The 17,217-nt window shown below is 45.3% G+C and carries 17 protein-coding genes; 5 read left to right on the forward strand and 12 right to left on the reverse strand.

Annotated features, from left to right (window positions below; translation table 11 throughout):
- From J4G07_17145 to J4G07_17160, 4 genes are all read left to right on the forward strand, one after another.
- The coding region (locus tag J4G07_17145; protein ID MCE2415714.1) for a hypothetical protein at positions 1 to 456 on the forward strand (456 nt) is incomplete at its 5' end.
- Positions 457 to 470: 14 nt separating this feature from the next.
- Positions 471 to 2,126 (forward strand): glycosyltransferase family 4 protein, encoded by a 1,656-nt coding sequence (locus J4G07_17150; GenBank protein ID MCE2415715.1) that lies wholly within the window; start codon positions 471 to 473, stop codon positions 2,124 to 2,126.
- A 114-nt stretch (positions 2,127 to 2,240) separates the two neighbouring features.
- Positions 2,241 to 3,380, forward strand: coding sequence for a prepilin peptidase (locus tag J4G07_17155; protein MCE2415716.1), 1,140 nt, complete (start codon positions 2,241 to 2,243; stop codon positions 3,378 to 3,380).
- A 122-nt stretch (positions 3,381 to 3,502) separates the two neighbouring features.
- On the forward strand, positions 3,503 to 3,811 hold the full coding sequence (locus J4G07_17160; protein ID MCE2415717.1) for a hypothetical protein: 309 nt from the start codon (positions 3,503 to 3,505) through the stop codon (positions 3,809 to 3,811).
- Between the two features lie 64 nt (positions 3,812 to 3,875).
- Here the strand turns inward: J4G07_17160 and J4G07_17165 are convergent, their stop codons facing one another.
- The 4 genes from J4G07_17165 to J4G07_17180 form a co-directional block, all read right to left on the reverse strand.
- Positions 3,876 to 4,805 (reverse strand): hypothetical protein, encoded by a 930-nt coding sequence (locus J4G07_17165; GenBank protein MCE2415718.1) that lies wholly within the window; start codon positions 4,803 to 4,805, stop codon positions 3,876 to 3,878.
- A complete protein-coding gene (locus J4G07_17170) occupies positions 4,747 to 5,127 on the reverse strand; it encodes a sigma-70 family RNA polymerase sigma factor (GenBank protein ID MCE2415719.1) in 381 nt (126 codons plus the stop codon). Before J4G07_17170 ends, J4G07_17165 begins: the two co-directional genes overlap by 59 nt.
- A 555-nt stretch (positions 5,128 to 5,682) precedes the next feature.
- Entirely contained in the window at positions 5,683 to 7,023 is a 1,341-nt protein-coding gene (locus J4G07_17175; GenBank protein ID MCE2415720.1) for a CotH kinase family protein, read from the reverse strand.
- 356 nt (positions 7,024 to 7,379) lie between these two features.
- Positions 7,380 to 7,664, reverse strand: a complete 285-nt coding sequence (locus tag J4G07_17180; GenBank protein ID MCE2415721.1) for a hypothetical protein — start codon at positions 7,662 to 7,664, stop codon at positions 7,380 to 7,382.
- A 104-nt stretch (positions 7,665 to 7,768) separates the two neighbouring features.
- Here J4G07_17180 and J4G07_17185 point away from each other — a divergent pair.
- A protein-coding gene (locus tag J4G07_17185; GenBank protein ID MCE2415722.1) for an IS630 family transposase occupies positions 7,769 to 8,913 on the forward strand; the annotation gives its coding sequence in 2 pieces (ribosomal slippage) (positions 7,769 to 8,207 and positions 8,207 to 8,913; 1,146 coding nt in all).
- On the opposite strand, the gene J4G07_17190 is transcribed toward J4G07_17185, so the two are convergent.
- The 8 genes from J4G07_17190 to J4G07_17225 all read right to left on the reverse strand — a co-directional run.
- Positions 8,892 to 9,374: an AAA family ATPase gene (locus J4G07_17190; protein ID MCE2415723.1), complete on the reverse strand. Its 483-nt coding sequence runs from the start codon at positions 9,372 to 9,374 to the stop codon at positions 8,892 to 8,894. The genes J4G07_17185 and J4G07_17190 overlap by 22 nt on opposite strands.
- A gap of 298 nt (positions 9,375 to 9,672) precedes the next feature.
- Positions 9,673 to 9,885: a hypothetical protein gene (locus tag J4G07_17195; GenBank protein MCE2415724.1), complete on the reverse strand. Its 213-nt coding sequence runs from the start codon at positions 9,883 to 9,885 to the stop codon at positions 9,673 to 9,675.
- A 278-nt stretch (positions 9,886 to 10,163) separates the two neighbouring features.
- The gene (locus J4G07_17200; GenBank protein MCE2415725.1) at positions 10,164 to 11,003 is read right to left on the reverse strand and encodes a hypothetical protein; all 840 of its coding nucleotides are present in this window, start codon (positions 11,001 to 11,003) and stop codon (positions 10,164 to 10,166) included.
- A gap of 16 nt (positions 11,004 to 11,019) precedes the next feature.
- On the reverse strand, positions 11,020 to 12,639 hold the full coding sequence (locus tag J4G07_17205) for a hypothetical protein (GenBank protein ID MCE2415726.1): 1,620 nt from the start codon (positions 12,637 to 12,639) through the stop codon (positions 11,020 to 11,022).
- An 11-nt stretch (positions 12,640 to 12,650) separates the two neighbouring features.
- The gene (locus J4G07_17210; protein MCE2415727.1) at positions 12,651 to 13,049 is read right to left on the reverse strand and encodes a GIY-YIG nuclease family protein; all 399 of its coding nucleotides are present in this window, start codon (positions 13,047 to 13,049) and stop codon (positions 12,651 to 12,653) included.
- Between the two features lie 286 nt (positions 13,050 to 13,335).
- On the reverse strand, positions 13,336 to 14,757 hold the full coding sequence (locus tag J4G07_17215) for a hypothetical protein (GenBank protein MCE2415728.1): 1,422 nt from the start codon (positions 14,755 to 14,757) through the stop codon (positions 13,336 to 13,338).
- On the reverse strand, positions 14,733 to 16,232 hold the full coding sequence (locus J4G07_17220; GenBank protein MCE2415729.1) for a sigma-70 family RNA polymerase sigma factor: 1,500 nt from the start codon (positions 16,230 to 16,232) through the stop codon (positions 14,733 to 14,735). The genes J4G07_17215 and J4G07_17220 overlap by 25 nt, the downstream gene beginning before the upstream one ends.
- 238 nt (positions 16,233 to 16,470) lie before the next feature.
- The coding region (locus J4G07_17225) for a hypothetical protein (GenBank protein MCE2415730.1) at positions 16,471 to 17,217 on the reverse strand (747 nt) is incomplete at its 5' end.

Raw genomic sequence — 17,217 nt, forward strand, 5'->3', positions numbered from 1 at the left:
GTTTCACCCGATGTAATGGCTGATGCCGTCAATACCCTTCTTACCGATGAGAAGGCACGATTGGCATTAGGGCAGAAGGCGAGAGAGAGGGCACTGACTTTTACGTGGGATAAAACCGCACAGAAAGTTGTTGCTTTGTTCAGAAAACTCAAACAAATTCGACACTTAGAGAACGGATATAAACGTCACTTTGCTGTCTCTTTCGCTCCGTATCTTAACAACAGGCGAAGACAGATTGAAAATCGAGCGATATTGAACAACATTACCCTCCAAAAGGAGAGACCGCTGATGAAGGATCACTACGCACAATCCATAGAGGAGGGTTTGTCTCTGGCACTCCTGAGAGAACATAGCCGACATGAAGTCGAAGCCGTGTTACATCATTTATATGGTCAGGATAGAGCCGAAGCGATTCTTGAAAAGGTTTTAGGCTTTCAGGAAGCCACAAGCGGATAGAGGCGAGTAAGACCATGATTGAATTTCCCCGCAATTTACATAATCTTCATCAATTCAAACGCAATGGTGAGCAATTTGTTGCCGATCTTGATGCCGGTGTTGTTGTTCCGGTGACTGAAGTTGTCTGTGATGTCTTGAATGTCTGTGGCACCTCAGAGACAGATGCCATTATTGAATCTCTTGCTGATAAACATGGTTCCCGTTTTGAGATTCTTAAGGCACTCGCTTTTCTCGCTAAACTTTCGGAAATGGAGATACTGTTTTCGTCGGATCCATCTGACCTTGAAGCATCTCAGCGTAATGAACGATCGAAAATCTATGTGACACCGGGCGTTTTCGAGAGCAGAGAAAGGACCCCTTTCTTATTGAGCATCGCAAATCACAGTCTGATAACAGTGTTGGCACAGCATGCGGATGTTTATCTTGCCCTGCCTGAAACGGTCAACAATCAGGACGTTGAAGAGAATTTACAGGTTCAAGGTGTTCAACCGATTTTCTTTAGAAACGATCGCACATTTTCACCAGCAAAGTTTATTCCGAAGGATTGCGATGGCATCCTCGCTTTAACGCCTCTTACCGTAGGGGAACAGGTTTTCCTAAAATTTAACACAATTCCGGTTGTCCTTCGTTTGTCTAACGCCGCTTTGATGCGTCATGCAGCGAGAAACATATCTCTTGAGAGGTGTGCAGCATTGAAACATTTCGATGCCTTTGCGTGTGATGCTTCGTGGACACAGGACTTCTTTTCAGATTTCGTTCCCGATATGTGTGTTTTTCATCATATCCCTTATGGTGTTGATACATCTGTTTTCAAACCGATGGATAAAACGAAATGTAAGAATCAGTTGTCTCAAGCACTCGGGAATGAAGAAATTTTGCAGAAACCGTTGGTGGGAGTTGTACCAGGACTGAATCCACACGAGACGCTTCGCTTTTTGCGAAAATTACGGTCTGCAAACCCTGATCTTAACTACCTTGTTATTCATTCCAGCCTGATGGATGATTTCACAGATGATGGTTGCGTCAACTTCTTTAATATTGCGTCTCAGCAAGACAAAGAGGCGAGTCCTTTCATCTTTAATGCTTTAGACGCATTGGTGTTTCCGACAATTCTCGGTGCATCACCGCTACTCCTACTTGAGATAGTGGCATGTGGTATTCCAACGGTTGTTTGGGGGCATTCCGTCCCTAAAGAGATGTCAGGTGCTTGCCGATTCGTTCAAGTTGCCCCAAGTCTTTTTGACCCGGTTCAACTACCGGTCAAATCAATATCGCAGGAACTGAGATTTCTCTTTGAAAACCCTGACGAGCAGAGACGTTTAGCGCAGGACGGATTAGAAGCTATTTCAGCTTACACATGGGAAGCAGCCATCCAGCGAATCCTCAACTTATTTAGAGATCTTCGCAGTCGCCCGGTGCGCCAATCTAATCCTGCGAAACATCGATTGTTGTTTAAGAAACATTACAATTTGGTATCTGGTGAAATTGAGTCAGAAGCATTGGAATTATCAAAGGCCCCGAGTTTGGAGCAACCTTCTCCGGTTGATGTAGAGCGAGCGATTGCCATGACTTTGCTAGAGGAACATACACCGATGGAAGTTAGAACTGTGCTTCAGTCCATTTGTCAGGAACCCGAACGTGCCGAGAAAATCTTAGAAAATCTTATTTGAAATTGGGTTTATAGACAAGTCGCAGATTTAACATGACGAGTATGGGATATCTCAGAAATCAATGCGTTGGAAAGTTTTGAAAGTCCAACCTCAAAACTAATCTTGTGAGTTTAAATGATGCTAAGTTATCAAAACCTCTCTATTGTTCTTCTTCTACTCTTTTGTCTGCATGCGACTTACACAGATTTACGAGAAAGAAAAATCAAGAATTTTTGTAGCTACGGTGCCGTCTACGCTGGGATTCTTTGTCACGTTATCTCCGTCTTGTCAGGGAATAGTCCGCTTTTAGGCAGTATAGCGATCCTTCTGGGGGGGTTCTGCATTGTTCTCGCACTTTATTGGTTCGGCATCTTCGCCGCTGGAGATGCTAAACTCGTTTGGGGGGCATCGCTGCTGATGCCGGTAGGGTTATTTGCAGAAGCAAACGCGTTCGCGCAGTACACACCGATAGCCCTCATTATCAACATGTTCGCGCCTTACTTCTTGATTCTTGTAGCGTATCTCTTCATCAAGACGAGGCTACAACAGAAATTGCAGGCTTTTACACTCATCTTTCAACAAGAGGACTTTCGTAAACAGATTTTTGAAATGGTATTCCGTCTCATTTTTCTACTTGGGCTGGGGCAGTTTGTTACACTCTCACTGGGCGGGTTAGGGATTGAATTGGGATTTTGGCATCAGTTATTGATCGTGCTGTCTTTGTATTTTACCCTCAGTCACTATATAACAAAATACAGTCTGGAAAAATTCCGTAACTCTGTTGGCAGTGTAGTGCTGATTGCGTTGATGATCGTCACAACACCTTGGAGCCTGAGTGCTTGGTCAGCAGCTTATATCCCATTTTTGAAGATATACCTTGTTTATATTGTTATTTTCTTCTTTGGTAGAAATTTCATTTATAATTTGGATAGCATGGTGTTAGGTCGAGAGATAGACATCTCTGATTTAAGAGAGGGAATGGTCCCTGCTGAACAGATTGTTAAAACTGAAGGGGACGATGGAGAAGTAACTTATAGCAAAGAAGGTTTCGCGCTCCCGAATGTGTTAAACTCGAATATTATCCTTGGGACGTTGCCGGGCGGTGTCTCGAAAGAGAAGGCGGCAGAATTGAAACAACTATCAGAAGAAGGCGAATTTGAGGATTTTGAGAACAAGATCCGCATCCAACGCTCTTTACGTTTCGCGCCTGTGATCTTTTTAGGTGTTATCTTGACTATTCTATGCCGAGGTCCTTTCTTCACGTGTTTTCAGTGAATGTGCTTTTATGAGGAATCATCAGAAGGATTTTCCGGTTTCGGCGATATTATTAACACGACTCAGAGAAGAATAAATAGCACAAATCGTTATTAACAAAAAAATGAAAAAGGAGTTATAGCATGGCAAGATCGAGAATTTTTTATATATTCACACTTCGAGAAAAAAAGAAAAAGAAGGATTTGAAGAAATTCCTTGAAACGCAATGGCTTCCAGTTCTACAAAATGCCCCCGGGTGCTTAGAGGTTGAACTGCTGGACACCTATCAAGATCGAGCTGGATATTGTGTGTCAGAACTTTGGGAAAATAGGGAGGTACACCTCAAAAGCACGGCAAAGCTGTGGCGTGAGACCCATGCGCATCTTCAGCAAGAAGTTAGGGATTACGCCACGATTGACTTTCTCTGGAATTGTATGATTTTAGACGTTTAAGCGTCGGATATATTACGCGATCCACAGAAGTCTCAGACAAGATATATTCTGCTTTGTTTCATTGTTAGCGTTGCGTGCCCAAGTCTCGGATATCACGGTTTCTGAGGGAACCCAACTGCTTAAGTCGCCCCCATGTCGTGGTGAGTTTTCCTGCTGCTTCGACTGCAAGTGGGAGACCAGTTTCCGCACCGCCTATACCGACCAGATGATATGCATTGCCTGATGCGTCTGAGAATTCCCGTGTGCCGCTCGTCTCATCAAAATGCCACAACGCAGCTGTCTTTGCGTCATTTTTGAACTTGCCGTCTGGCATAAAGCCTTTTTTGTCGACATCGTAACGAGCCTCCGTTGAGATGCGAACTTCATCAATATATCCAGTGAAGGAATCCCAAAACCATAGTTCGTTCGGACCAACAGGCACCTCAATTATTTTTCCAAACCCTCCAAGCACGAAGTCCAGTGGACGCGAAGCATTGTGTCCAAGAGGATCCCCGTGTGGCCATATCGCTACGAAATCATTGACAATCATTGTTGTGTGAGGCCCATTTGACTGATAAGCGATGTGGTGCCATTGGTTCGACTCAAGCGGGATCGGGAAAGGTAATCTCCGCCCGAGTTTTCCCTCTCTATAGGCACTCATTAGCAAGATTAGGTCCCCCTTCGGGGGCTCGATATTTAGCACATTAGCCAGATCATTTACGAACGGTTGAAATTCATCGTTCACGATGAACATGCGCGCCTGTTGATGGAGTATCGTCAATGACGTGTTTCCATTGTCGGGGGGTGTGGTGGGATATACCCATGCTTCGATGGTGAACTCTTCCGTGCCGTTGGGTAAAAGCCTACCAAAGGTTTTAAAGTCTAAAACGGCGTAGTCGTCGTCCCCATCGAGGACTAAATAGTTTCCACCTGCGGGTGAAGCGGGTGGAAACGCTTTAGCACTCAGCGGAATTAATATAAGTAAAAGACATATGGGGAGGTGTCGGTATATCATTTTTTCTCTCCTTTTGATCCGAAATATAGCGTTTATAAGACGTTCTCTGCATCTCTACCATGGGGACATCCTCCAGGGATCCTATTAAAGATTTGTTGTCTTGTAACCAAGTATTGCAGAGTCGATTCGTGATGACATAAAGCCAGCCAGAAAACTGACTGAGGTCCTTTAACTTTGGGAGGTGCTTGTATACTCGAACAAAGGTGTCCTGGGTAATCTCTTCGGTATGATGAAAATTACCAATCCTCCGCCAAGCCAAAGCGTGGGCACCTTTTTGATGCTTGCGGACTAATGCAGTGAATGCTTTGCTGTTGCCTGACAAATCTTGTGGATGAGTTGAGCATCACCTTCTACTATTAGAATTCTCCATCATGAACAGATTTGGGAAAACGTCCATTGTGGGTGCCGCAAATTCCCTAGAGTTGGAAGTACAGTGACCTTTCGCTTTCCTCGCAAATAGTATACCAAACACAATAGCAAACCTAAACCCTTAATTGATTGTTTCTATTAAAGACTGCATTTTTTCACCAAAAACGTGCATAATCTGAAAAAATTGAAAAAATAGTTCAAGTTCAGATTTTTCAAATTCCCATTGAAATTTCGTTTCTCGCCTACCTCCACTGCTTTCAAGTTTTCCACTGATTTTCGTCATTTTTCAATGAGGAGGTCCTCGTCCGCTAATACCTCCGTCAAAGCCGTTTCAAGTTGATCATATCTATTTGTTCCCACGCTATATACGCAGGACCGTATCGTCCCTGTGTCCGGTTCATACCGACGACAGAAAATCGGCGGGAATGGAGTTCCTTCTGTCCTAAAATCCTCAGTTTTTCGCTGAAGACTCTCTTCAAACATTTTGACGAGCTCTCGCGCAGCGTTCTTACTGTCCGAGATATCCGATATGTGCATCTATCCACTCCAGTCGGTCCTGCAACCATGTTTTCAACTGGTGTACCTCTTGTTCATAGGTGGACGGATTGGATTGAGGATTGCCGAGAACGCTGACCCCAAGCACTGGCCATCTCTCAAAGTTCCTTGATTGTGCCTTGGATAGATATTCAGCAGTTCGATCAATTTCCTCCAGGAGCTTTGAAGTCGTAAGTTCATCTTTCCGAAGAGCTCGCCACCTCTTAACGAGTTTTCGTTTGAAGTTTTCGTCTGTTAGTAATCGATCCCACCAAAAGGGGACGGGGTTTGTATGAATCAACCACCCATCCGTTTCCCAACCGTTATTAAAATATGCATTGCCCATTGATAAGTTGAAATCCCAGATGGGTCCCATTTTCAGTTTGGTGTTTCTATCTTTGTACATATAGGTGCTGTTCCGGAATCCATCTATGTTTCTGAAAAGTTCATTGATGATGAAATGATCGATAAAAGTATCCGTATGAATATACTCGACATATTCACCGCGATCTGGGGCTTTTAACGACGATTCAAATGCGCTCATATAGTTCCGAATCCACGCTTTTTGGGCAGCGGATATTTGGTTTCCTTTCGGATATACATGAATCAACCGTGTGCGGTAATCCGTAAGAAAGTACCTGTCATTAAGGTCAATTTTGTCGATTTTCAGGATATAGCCCCCCGTGATTTCCGACGGTTTCTCCTGTGTTGACTTCAGCGATTGAATATTGACCCGGTTTTTCCCGCGCTTAATCTTTTCCATCAGTAAGTAAACACCAACATAGTGTTTTTGTCTAATCTTTGTATCCCCTGAATCATTAAGAAATACTTCGACAAACTTTGTTCTGATTGCATACCTACCCATTCGATTACTGAACTCGTACGCCAGGTAATTCCGCATAAGGGTTTTATCCGAATAGGGACCATTCAAAATCCAGTCGGATTCCGCTGGAAGTTGCAGCAGCGATACATCTTTATCATTTCCACTATCGTCCTGAATTTCAAAACCGTACTGCTTTTTCGGAAACGCCTGTGAAGTTTTCCCTCGGACCTCTATACCGATTTTCCCATCAAAATGGACGTGTGGGCTATTCAAGGCGTTTCTGCCGCCAGATTCATCGTAAATAATCTTCATCCGCGCAGAAATTTTGGGCTCGTCAGGAATCCATTTCCCAAAGGTATCAATAAGAACAAGCGGTAAAATCGATGTCTTCTCCTTGATGGCAAAGCAACTTGTAGGAATGGATAACAGAACACCGCTCAGAAGCAAAAGTGTGATTTTTTTTACAGAGGCATTTATAGTAGATTTTAGCATTTATCTTGCGCTTCGATTAACGTGTTAATCTGTTCTGATATGGAGTCTGTTAGAATCACAAACTTACCGGTCATGTCCTCTCGGGTGAGCGGGACCAATATTAGATACGTCGTCAAGTCTTCAAGTAGCTCTGTGGAATTGAGAGCGAGCCCTGGAACACCGTACGCAAGTGCCTCAAGCACCATGGAAAAGGATATGCCAATAACCGTTGGAAGCTGATATGGTCGCTACTGACATCCAAACACAATAACGAACCGAAACCCTTAATTGTTGATTGTTTCTCTTAAAGACTGCATTTTTCGGCAGAAAACGTGCATAATCTAAAAAAATCAAAAAATAGTTCAAATTCACATTTTTCAAGCAGATTTTTCAAATTCCCGCCGAAATTTCGTTTCTCGCCTACCGCCACTGCTTTCAAGTTTCCTACTAATTTTTGTCGTTTTTTCAAGGAGGAGGTCCTCGTCCCCAATCGTTTCAACGTTGAGCCGTAGGAGCGGATCTGTGTTAGATTCCCGAAGATTGAATCGCCAGCTGTCATGCTTCTGACTATCAGAAGCAGACAGAGCACCCACTGAGAGAAACCTGACAGATAAACCATCAATTGGTGCTTCAACACATGAATTCCCCCAACACTGTATCATATCGTTGACTGCATCTAGTGCTAAGTCAACGTTGTTTTGACAGATAATCTAAAAGATGGTATACTGAGACCCAAACAAATGAATCTTCTCACTTGGAGTCTATTATGCCAGCGAAACAATACTCTGTTATGCTTGAGCAGGACCAGCGAGAGTCTCTCATCGGTCTGATCTCTACCGGAAACCAAGCCTCCGCCCGAAAACTCACGCGTGCGAGAATCCTGCTGAAAGCGGATGAAGGCCAGTTTGGACCCGCATACGCCGATAAACAGATTCAAGAAGCGGTTGAAGTCTCCGCGTCTACCATTGAGCGAACCCGCAAAACCTTTGTGCGTGAAGGACTCGAAGCCGCCTTGACCCCGAAAAAGCCATCTAAGCCCTCAAGACCGAAAAAGTTTGATGGTGACACAGAAGCCCATCTGATCGCTCTGGCGTGTTCAGATCCTCCAGAGGGACACGCCCGATGGACGCTGCGCCTGTTAGCTGAGAAAATGGTAGAACTCCAGCATTTTTCGAGTATTTCTCATGAGTGTATCCGACAGGTTCTAAAAAAAACCAACTCCGCCCCTGGCGCGTGCAGCGATGGTGTATCCCCGCAGCGGCTTCGGCGGCATTCGTGACGGCGATGGAAGCCGTCTTAGACCTCTATGGGCACCCTGAAGACCCGAGGTATCCTGTGGTGTGTGTGGATGAGACGAGTAAACAACACCTTCAGGAAATGCGTCCACCGATCCCGCTAAGGCCGGGTAAACCTTACCGATATGATCCTGAATATAAACGCAATGGCGTGAGCAATCTGTTTATGATTTTCGCACCCTTTTTGGGGTTTCGACACGTTGAAGTCACTGACCAACGCACGAGCATTGATTTCGCACATATCTGCCGAGATATCGTCGATGTGCATTTTCCAAAAGCAGAAAAGATTCTGCTGGTTTGCGATAATCTCAATACACACAAGCCGGGGTCGTTGTATAAGGCGTTTGATGCACAAGAGGCCGAGCGGATCGCTGAAAAACTTCAGTTTCACTATACCCCGAAGCATGGGAGTTGGTTGAACATCGCCGAGATTGAGTTTTCTGTGCTAAGGCGGCAGTGTCTTTGTAGGCGTATCCCCGACCAACAGACCCTCAAGCGCGAGGTCCAGGCATGGCAAAACCGGAGAAATCAACAAGGGGCGACTGTCCGCTGGGGGTTTACCGCTGACGATGCCCGCATCAAACTCAAACGACTCTATCCTTCAACAGAGAGTTGACTTAGCACTAGTAGTCGTTCAACAAATCTGGAAAAATGAGAATAACCGCCTTCAATTCTCCTAAAAGTTGGAAAAAATAGACTATTCTGTGACACAGATGCTATCCGTGCATTAAGGGAAAGAACTGTTTGATTTCTTAAAAATCTTGATCGACGAATCTGTGCAGACTTCTCTTCTCCCGTTCCAAATTTCCATACAAGGTGCAAAGTGTCCCCTCTATTCTTATGGTCATTGGATGAAGCCATAGAAAAAGAAAACTGGTCGGTTTCAATTAAAACAAACTCAAACGGAATTTCAGTAATAATCCGGTGAAGGTTTCCACTAATTAAGTACCACATCAACTTTAGCAGAGTCGTTTTACCGCAACCGTTTGATCCGGTAAAAATGTTTAAATCAGGATTAAACTTCAATCCATAATCAAATTGGTAATTCAATCCGACAACTTCAAGTCTTTGTATCATGCTTCTTTATCTCCTTGCTTTGATTCTTCGAGTTCTGGCGATGTTCATTCTGAGCGTTCTCTAAAGTGTGGAATTCGCCCACATAGCGTTTTATCTACCTATATGAGCGTATGTGGTAAGTATATTTTTAAGTGTAGATACAAAGCCAAGACTCTACCGCAGAAACCAACAGGTATTCAATATGTAAAACGAGGTATCGCTCGTTGGCTCGCTCACACCTTGTCACAGCTGAGGCTTCGGTCGCGGATCACCGGTAACGGACAAGGACTCCACCATTACCAACGGCAGTGGATGTTCTCTATGAATCATCGCCACCGTTTTGACTATCAACGGTATAGAAAGCCACATACGCGCCGATCCACCCCAGCGGTGTACCGATCAGGATACCTACTAACGTCTCTGTAAGAATCGTGCGATTAAAGAACCAATCCGAAATAAAAATAGCGGCGATAATCAGTACGACAATAATCAGCACACCTATCATCAGTATCTTCCGTTCGACTTTCATCATGTATTCCTTCACTCCTGCAAATTCCGAAACCCTGTTCCCGATTTCCCTTGATTTGGAAGATGTTTTGGGAACCTGGGAGTCTGGGGGTACATCGTTCCATCCAACGCCTTTTCTCCAACATCCTGTGGTCCTATGTGGTGCACGGGGGTATCCACCTGCGGGAACGGGTTCGCCTGTGCCTTGAGATAGGCGTTCGGATCGTGAGACACAGCCCCTGCCCCATGAAGGTACTTTTTCGTAAGGGTGAATATGTCTCACCGCCCAGTTAAAAAAATGGATTACTCTGTGGAAAGGAACGATTCTATCTTCCTTATCCAACGCCCTTGTTTCGCGAAGTCAGTTTCCTTAATTCCTATCGCGTCTAACCATGTTTTCCAATATTTTCTCATATTCTCAAAGTTACCGCCTTCTTTCATATCTATTTCAACCATCAAGAACTTTACATTGTAATTGCGAAAACCTTTATCAACTGGCAACAAGTCCTTACTCATGTCTATTCTTTTCCCGTCTATGAGATGCATGCAGGTACCTTCGGGACGTTCCGATTGAATATCATCATCAAAAATAAGGTAACCGTCGGAAAGGCATATAATACGGTTCTGATAACCGCCGTAAAAGTAATCCTTTGCTTCAGATTGAAACCAATCCCAAATATCGGAGCCGGTTTGCTTGTGTTCCGCAACAAAATCGTAAACTTTCGGGATTTCACCAAGTAATGCATCTCTCTGTTTTTCAAACTCAGGGTAACCGTTCTCCTTCCCTGGATCCCTGAGTTCTAATTTCCTCATAATCTTCGGTGGGATCGCAGGCGTTTTAAGCTGATCAGGAACAACAAAAGTGAGACGATGCGGATATTGAATCATTTCATTCCCATTCGCATCAATTTCACGAAGATGTGCCTGAACAAGTTCATCAAACTGGGTAACAATCTCTGTGGCAATTTCAATATCGTTTTCCACTTGCCCCGGTTGAGAAACACGATCCGATGTGTCAAGAATCACGATGACATTTACAGGCGCATACACAGATGACTTTGATTCTTTCCCGTCCGATTCGCCCAAGTTCAAAAGACTTAAAAATAGCATATAGATAACTACAGAAATTTCCATTTTCCGCATATAAGAACTCCTTCATTTACTGCAAAGAGGCTTTGAATCCTTCAAGCGTCTCGTTTGCGAAGTGCTGAATGTGTCTAATTTGCGTCGAAACATCATCAGACAACTCGGTTCGACGCTGTGCTACATACCGACACCATCCGCTCACGAATTCGTTTGCGTGTGCTTCCAACTTCTTCATGTCAATGCGTTGTTTCGACGCTTTGTTTGATAAAGCCTCAATTTCAGTTTCACACTGATTAATTTCCTGCTGGAGACTTTCGATCTGCTCATTGCGTTCATCAATCTGACGGTGCGAGTTTTCTTTTTCGGTTGTCAGGTGGGTAATTTCCACTTCAATCGGGTGCTTGTGAGTTGCAACGCGTGCATTCAACTGTTGCCTGAACGTTTCTTCTTTTTCTTGCTTGAGTTCGCCAATACGATTTTCCAAGAACTGAATCTCGGTCGTCAAGGCGTTTAATTGAACCAAACGGTCATTCTTTTCGACGCGTATCTGCTTCTCAAATTGATCGGATTCCTGTGTTCCTTTCCACATTTTCAGGACATAATATATACCTACACCCAGCAAAAATGCGACTGCAAATCCCGCAAGCAGAACCGAAAATATATCCAACGGAATATCGAGAGAACTCAGGGGCCATTCTTTTGCGAATTCTTCTTGCGCTTTTTCAAATTGAGGATTATTTTGCAGGGCTTCTGTTGATAAAGTCCTTCGTAAACGATCAAGGCTTTCACCCGCAGCTTCCCGCCTCGCCATAAACATATTCCGTGAAATTCGCAAGGCAATGACGATATCAAAAACGAGAACAGTTCCCCCGGCAACCATTAAAAACAGCCAATTCCCCTTCTTTCCTTCTCCATTTAGGATTTTTTCCAAAGAAGGGTGTATGACAATGGCAAGCATTATGAAAATGATTGGGAACGTAAGAATCAACAAATTTGGGGATTCCCACAGGGCTTCCAAGAAAGCTTGAGAATCAATAATCTCATCCAACTCTTGTTGGTTTTCGGCACCTACGGCTGTGAACGCTTTCTCTCCTGCCGAGCCATAAAAGACACAGATATAGAGAACCAATCCCAGGAGTGCGAGCGTCGCAACAATGACAAAGATTAATTCAGGACGCGTGAATCGTTGCTTGGAAGCAGGCTGAGTTTCACTCCCGACAGGCGGGTTTAATTCTATCTCTGTCGGGTTCTCTAAGTCGGTTTCGAGTTCAACCCTCTCAACCTTCTTTCCCTCCAATTCCGTAGTTTTCTCATCAATTTCGTTGCTTATATCTATCAGTTGTTGTGGCATATCTTCATTGAGAGGTGCCTCCAATTCTGTGTTGAGTTCAGAGATCCTTGCATCTTTGCCAGCGAGTTCTTCTGTCAACGCCATAAGACTCTCTTGACGATCAAGTTTCTGTTGTTCGAGTCGCTCTTTATCTTCAACCAAAGCCTCTATGTCCGCTTGAATCTGCGTGCGACTCATTTCGGTTGCCAGTGACGCATCACGGGCAATGACATTGAGGTGTTCTTGTAATGCTTCAGTGATACCTCTGCCTGCTGCTGCACACGCAAATCCGTTGTCCGCACTATAGTAGTAAGGTTTACCATTCACACTCGAGTTCCCTCCATTTCCATGTCCGTCATTCATAGATATTGCTCCTATTCAGGAATAGGTGTTTGTGCCTTGCCGGGCTTGCCACCGAGGTCAACCTTTTTCCTGAAACGCGTCAAAAAATGTGATGTCCACTTCCGCCACCCACCGGCGGTGTTAAATTTGTGAAGTTCTTGAAGCAATTGGAAAGCATCATCAGCCGGGTACTTAAAGAACTCGCGGTTCTCGTTAAGGCGATGTGAGGTAAGTCTCCTGTGCATTTCACGTTCAAGTTTCTGTGGTTCTTCACAAGGGTACTCGTAGGCAACCTCAAAGGGCATTGGGACACCGGTTATACCCTCATAGAGTTCAGTGGCTCGTTGTTTTGCCGTTCTCGTCGTATAGCCGATTTTTATTAAATCCGGCATGGCTTCATTCTTCAAGATATAGACACATCCCATAGTCATTCCTTTCGATAAAAGCAGCGTGTTTTCAAAACAACTTTCAGAACCAGCAAACACACCTTAAGTCTCGTCCGCGGGACCCTTCACCGGCACACAAGGATACCTGCCAATGAGATACATCTCGTCTTCGGGGTAAAACCGAATTCTATGGGCACGTCCTGATCGTAGTCGTGATGTGTACGCTGAAAACGCAGCCCATCGGTAGCATCCAGGACAAAGTGTTGGATATTTACCAGACCGTCTTTGTTTGAAAAAATCTGAAAAAGTTTTTTCAGTGAAGAAAGACCTCCTATCTATGAGACACGGCATCCCCCTCTTCCGCAAGTGAGATATGGAACATCCCGCGCCGTTGGGTCGCCACATACAGTCTGTCTCGGTGAACGACAAGTGAGAGCACCTTACCGGGAACGCCCGGCGAAACCTGCTTCCATTCGCCATCCGCGCCCAAGGAATAGATCCCCGTATCCGCCGCACCATAAAGCGTGGCACCGTCCACAGTGAATTTGTCTATAGTAACCTCATCGGTGATCACGCGCCAGTGTGACCCCGTTTGTGAGGCTAAGACCCCTGTGTCTGTCGCGACGTAAACCGTTGACCCCGAAAAGACGATCTCCGTGAAAGCGGTAAACGAGAACGGAAGGGACGACGTGATGTCCTTCCAACTGTTCCCGTCATCCAGCGACTGAAACAACTTGCCATCCCGCTTCCCGACGTAGATGGTGTCCCCTGAAACCGCTAACTTAAACCCTTTATCCAATGTTCCATCAGGTGGTGTACCCGTGTCTACCAATCCCGTGTCTGTCCACGCTGTATCGCCGGGGTGCCTTATGAAAAGTTTCCGTTTATATTCGGCATAAAACGTATCGTCACTGACTGCAAACGCACCGACTTTCACATGTTCTCTATGACGCAATGTGCCTACCAAGTTATCCTCGCCTCTAGGTCTCCCTTGAGACAAATGTGCCTGTCCTATGTTTTTGTTGTTTGCCGACATTTTAATGGATGGAGCATCCACTACCAATGTAGGCACCCCTTGAACCGGGACGAATCCATCGCCATCAGCGGATAAACGGAAAATGCCCAAATTGTCTTTTTCAGGTGAAAATACATAAAGGGTATTTCCGGCAACCGTTAACCGTGAATGCGAAAAAACAACGTCAATCTGAACGGTTTTCCACGACTCACCCCCGTCTGTTGATTGGACGAGGGCATCACCGGTATGTGCATAGAGTCTGTTATTGAACGTGACCAAATCCAATATCCCGGTTCCAACCATTCCATCCATGAACAGATGCCACGATTCACCTCCATCGGTTGTTCGATGAACACCCGATGTCCCTGCCTTGTAAAATGTATTCTCATTCCCCGCCACAGATGCTAAGCCACTGAGGACAAACGAATCCCTGTCAAATCCAAGGTCTACCCACGTCTGTCCGCCATCTCTTGATCGGAAGTGAGTGGTGGCTTCTGCTAAGATCGTCTTACCGGCGACCAACAAACTCATACCCGACCGTGCTCTTATTACTTCAGTCCATGACACTCCCACGTCATCCGAATGAAAAGCCCTGCTTAAACTTGAATTTTCGTCATACATCTTATGCACGACTTCCTTTGACGCTGATCCAATCTGTTCTAAGGCAAGAAAATCAGGACCTGTGCCAACATAGAGATTTCCTTCGGCGGCTGCTAAGGAATGGACGGAGCCTGGCACATCTTCAAGTAATCGTTGCCACGTGCCTGAATCCAGTCGATAGAGACCTTTGTCCGTGCCAGCACGACCAAAACCATTGCAGAAATTGTCCCACCCATCAATCCATCGTCAAGGAGAACCCATTGACCACCTATATCTGTAGAGCGGAACACCCCTTTATCTCGGAGGGCAAGATACATCGTAGAGTGCTCGCGGGAACTGCTGTTTTGTGCTTCATTGACGATTACTAACTCAATGGCATGTCCCCCTGGACGGGAGCAGAGTGCTTCCCATGTCTCACCATCGTCGGTTGAGGCAAATACCGTATCTTTGAAGACAATATAGAGCATCCCCTCATGTGCTGCCATGGGCATCCAAGAACCTTCAATCGGTAAGCTGCTGTTTACGAGTGTCCATGGCGGTGTGTCTGGACTTAGTCTGTAGATACCTGTTGGTGAAAGCGTGTAAATCGTCCCTGCATCAGTCGCGAATATATCAAAAACAGGACCGCCTTGTGGTCCCGCTGTCTGCGCCCACTGTGATGTGGAGAGTTGAATTGCCCCAACCTCTGCATGAGAGGCTACATCCGATTCAGAGATCTGCACACCAGTTCCTCTGCTGTTACGGGTTGTGACAGCACGCCCTGCCTGATTTCGGACAGCCGGTTTTGCATCAATGTTGAGAATGACAGGTGCGTCAATAATTTCAACCGTCGGTTCGGACTGTGCCTCGAAACTATACGGTTTCTGAAATCGGACGAGGTATTGGTTGCTCACACCCAATAGGAACATTACCACTAAAATTGCCGCCGCACCAAAACCTATCCACGGTAGGAACGGCTTCCCCGCTGAAGGAGACACGGGTTTCATATCCGCAACTTTCCGCACGATGTTCTGTGTTAGACTTTCAGACAATTGGACACTCCCAAGCATCTCTTGAACTAAGAGTTCCTCGTCCTGTTTTAAACGCTCTCGCGCCCGCTGTAGCCGACTCGTAATCGTATTCACCGATACACCCAAAAACTTGCCAATCTCTTTTGCCGTCATTTCGCCGAGATAGTAGAGCGTCATGACGGTGCGTTCGCTCTCCGGTAGTTTTGCCAGAAGCTTCTTGACGAGTTCCTGGTGATGTGAGTGGGACTCTTCTTCGTGTTGTGTCGATACATAGTGTTCGTAAAATGCTTTTTCCACTTCTGCCATGGGGACCTCCTCCAGCGATTCCATCAAAGATTTGTTCTTTCGGAGCCAGGTATTACAGAGCCGAGCTGTAGTGACATAAAGCCACCCAGAAAACTGATTGGGATCCTTTAACTTTGAGAGGTGTTTGTAGACTCGAAGGAAAGTGTCCTGCGTAATCTCTTCAGCGATGTGGAAATCCCCAACTTTTCGCCAAGCCAGTGCATGAACACTCTTCTGATGCTTTCGGACTAATGCCGTGAATGCTTCATCATCGCCCGCCAAAATCTTATCAATGAGTTGAACATCATCTTCTACCATGAGAATTCTCCATCATGAATGAACAGATCGGGGCATGCTAACATCTTCTTGAATTTTGCTTGCAACGGGTTTTCACGTGTCGGCATGAGACGGAGTTTTGCACGTCTCGTAAAGAGTATACCAGACACAATTGTAAACCGAAACCCGTAAATTTAAACTGTTTGATTGTTTCTATTAAAGACTCTCTATTTCGGCAAAAAACGTGCATAATCTAAAAAAAATAGTTCAAATTCATATATCATGCAGATTTTTCAGATTCCCAGCGGAATTTTGTTTGGCGTTTCCCTCCGATACTCTCAAGTTTTTCGCTGATTCTCATTGTCTTTTCAATGAGAAGGCCCTCGTCGCCAATCGTTTCAACGTTGAGCCGCAGCAACGGTTCGGTGTTCGATTCTCGGAGATTGAACCGCCAATTTCCGTGTCCGGACCTATTATCAAGTCGTCGGAGACTTGTGTGAAATCTAACCGATAAACCGTCAACGGGCATTTCCATACAGGGATGGTTCCCCAAAGCGTATATTTCTTGTTGGACGACTCCCATAGCATTTCGCATGTGATGAGTTTCAAAAGAAAAGTTAATTTCACCTGAGACCGGATATACTACTCGGAGACGATCCACAGATTCGGCAAGGGATGTTCTGTTCTGGCTGAGGTATTCGAGAACAAGTAGTAGCGGGATCATTCCATTATCAGCATAGAAATTCTCTCTGAAGTAATAGTGTCCGCTCGCCTCTCCGGCGAAGAGTGCGTCGGTCTCCTGCATGTGGGCTTTGATAAACGAGTGTCCGCATCGGTTGAGAAGCGGTGTGCCATTCGCTGAGACAACAGCGTTCTCTACCGCCCAGACGGCTCTTGGATCAAAGATGACAGTCCGTTCTCCTTTCTCTCGAAGGAGTTTTTCGGCAAGTAACGCTGTAATGTAGCATCCTTCGACGAACACTCCATTTTCATCAAAGAAGAAACATCTGTCGGCATCTGCGTCCCA

The sequence above is a fragment of the Candidatus Poribacteria bacterium genome, from assembly GCA_021295715.1.
Classification (GTDB): Bacteria; Poribacteria; WGA-4E; order WGA-4E; family WGA-3G; genus WGA-3G.

Bases quoted from the DNA above. Each gene is read 5' to 3' on its own strand.
- J4G07_17190 (MCE2415723.1), bottom strand. From the start codon at position 9,374: ATGATACAAAGACTTGAAGTTGTCGGATTGAATTACCAATTTGATTAT.
- J4G07_17195 (MCE2415724.1), bottom strand. From the start codon at position 9,885: ATGATGAAAGTCGAACGGAAGATACTGATGATAGGTGTGCTGATTATT.
- J4G07_17160 (MCE2415717.1), top strand. From the start codon at position 3,503: ATGGCAAGATCGAGAATTTTTTATATATTCACACTTCGAGAAAAAAAG.
- J4G07_17210 (MCE2415727.1), bottom strand. From the start codon at position 13,049: ATGACTATGGGATGTGTCTATATCTTGAAGAATGAAGCCATGCCGGAT.
- J4G07_17175 (MCE2415720.1), bottom strand. From the start codon at position 7,023: ATGCTAAAATCTACTATAAATGCCTCTGTAAAAAAAATCACACTTTTG.
- J4G07_17205 (MCE2415726.1), bottom strand. From the start codon at position 12,639: ATGAATGACGGACATGGAAATGGAGGGAACTCGAGTGTGAATGGTAAA.
- J4G07_17155 (MCE2415716.1), top strand. From the start codon at position 2,241: ATGATGCTAAGTTATCAAAACCTCTCTATTGTTCTTCTTCTACTCTTT.
- J4G07_17200 (MCE2415725.1), bottom strand. From the start codon at position 11,003: ATGCGGAAAATGGAAATTTCTGTAGTTATCTATATGCTATTTTTAAGT.
- J4G07_17180 (MCE2415721.1), bottom strand. From the start codon at position 7,664: ATGATACAGTGTTGGGGGAATTCATGTGTTGAAGCACCAATTGATGGT.
- J4G07_17220 (MCE2415729.1), bottom strand. From the start codon at position 16,232: ATGGTAGAAGATGATGTTCAACTCATTGATAAGATTTTGGCGGGCGAT.
- J4G07_17150 (MCE2415715.1), top strand. From the start codon at position 471: ATGATTGAATTTCCCCGCAATTTACATAATCTTCATCAATTCAAACGC.
- J4G07_17165 (MCE2415718.1), bottom strand. From the start codon at position 4,805: ATGATATACCGACACCTCCCCATATGTCTTTTACTTATATTAATTCCG.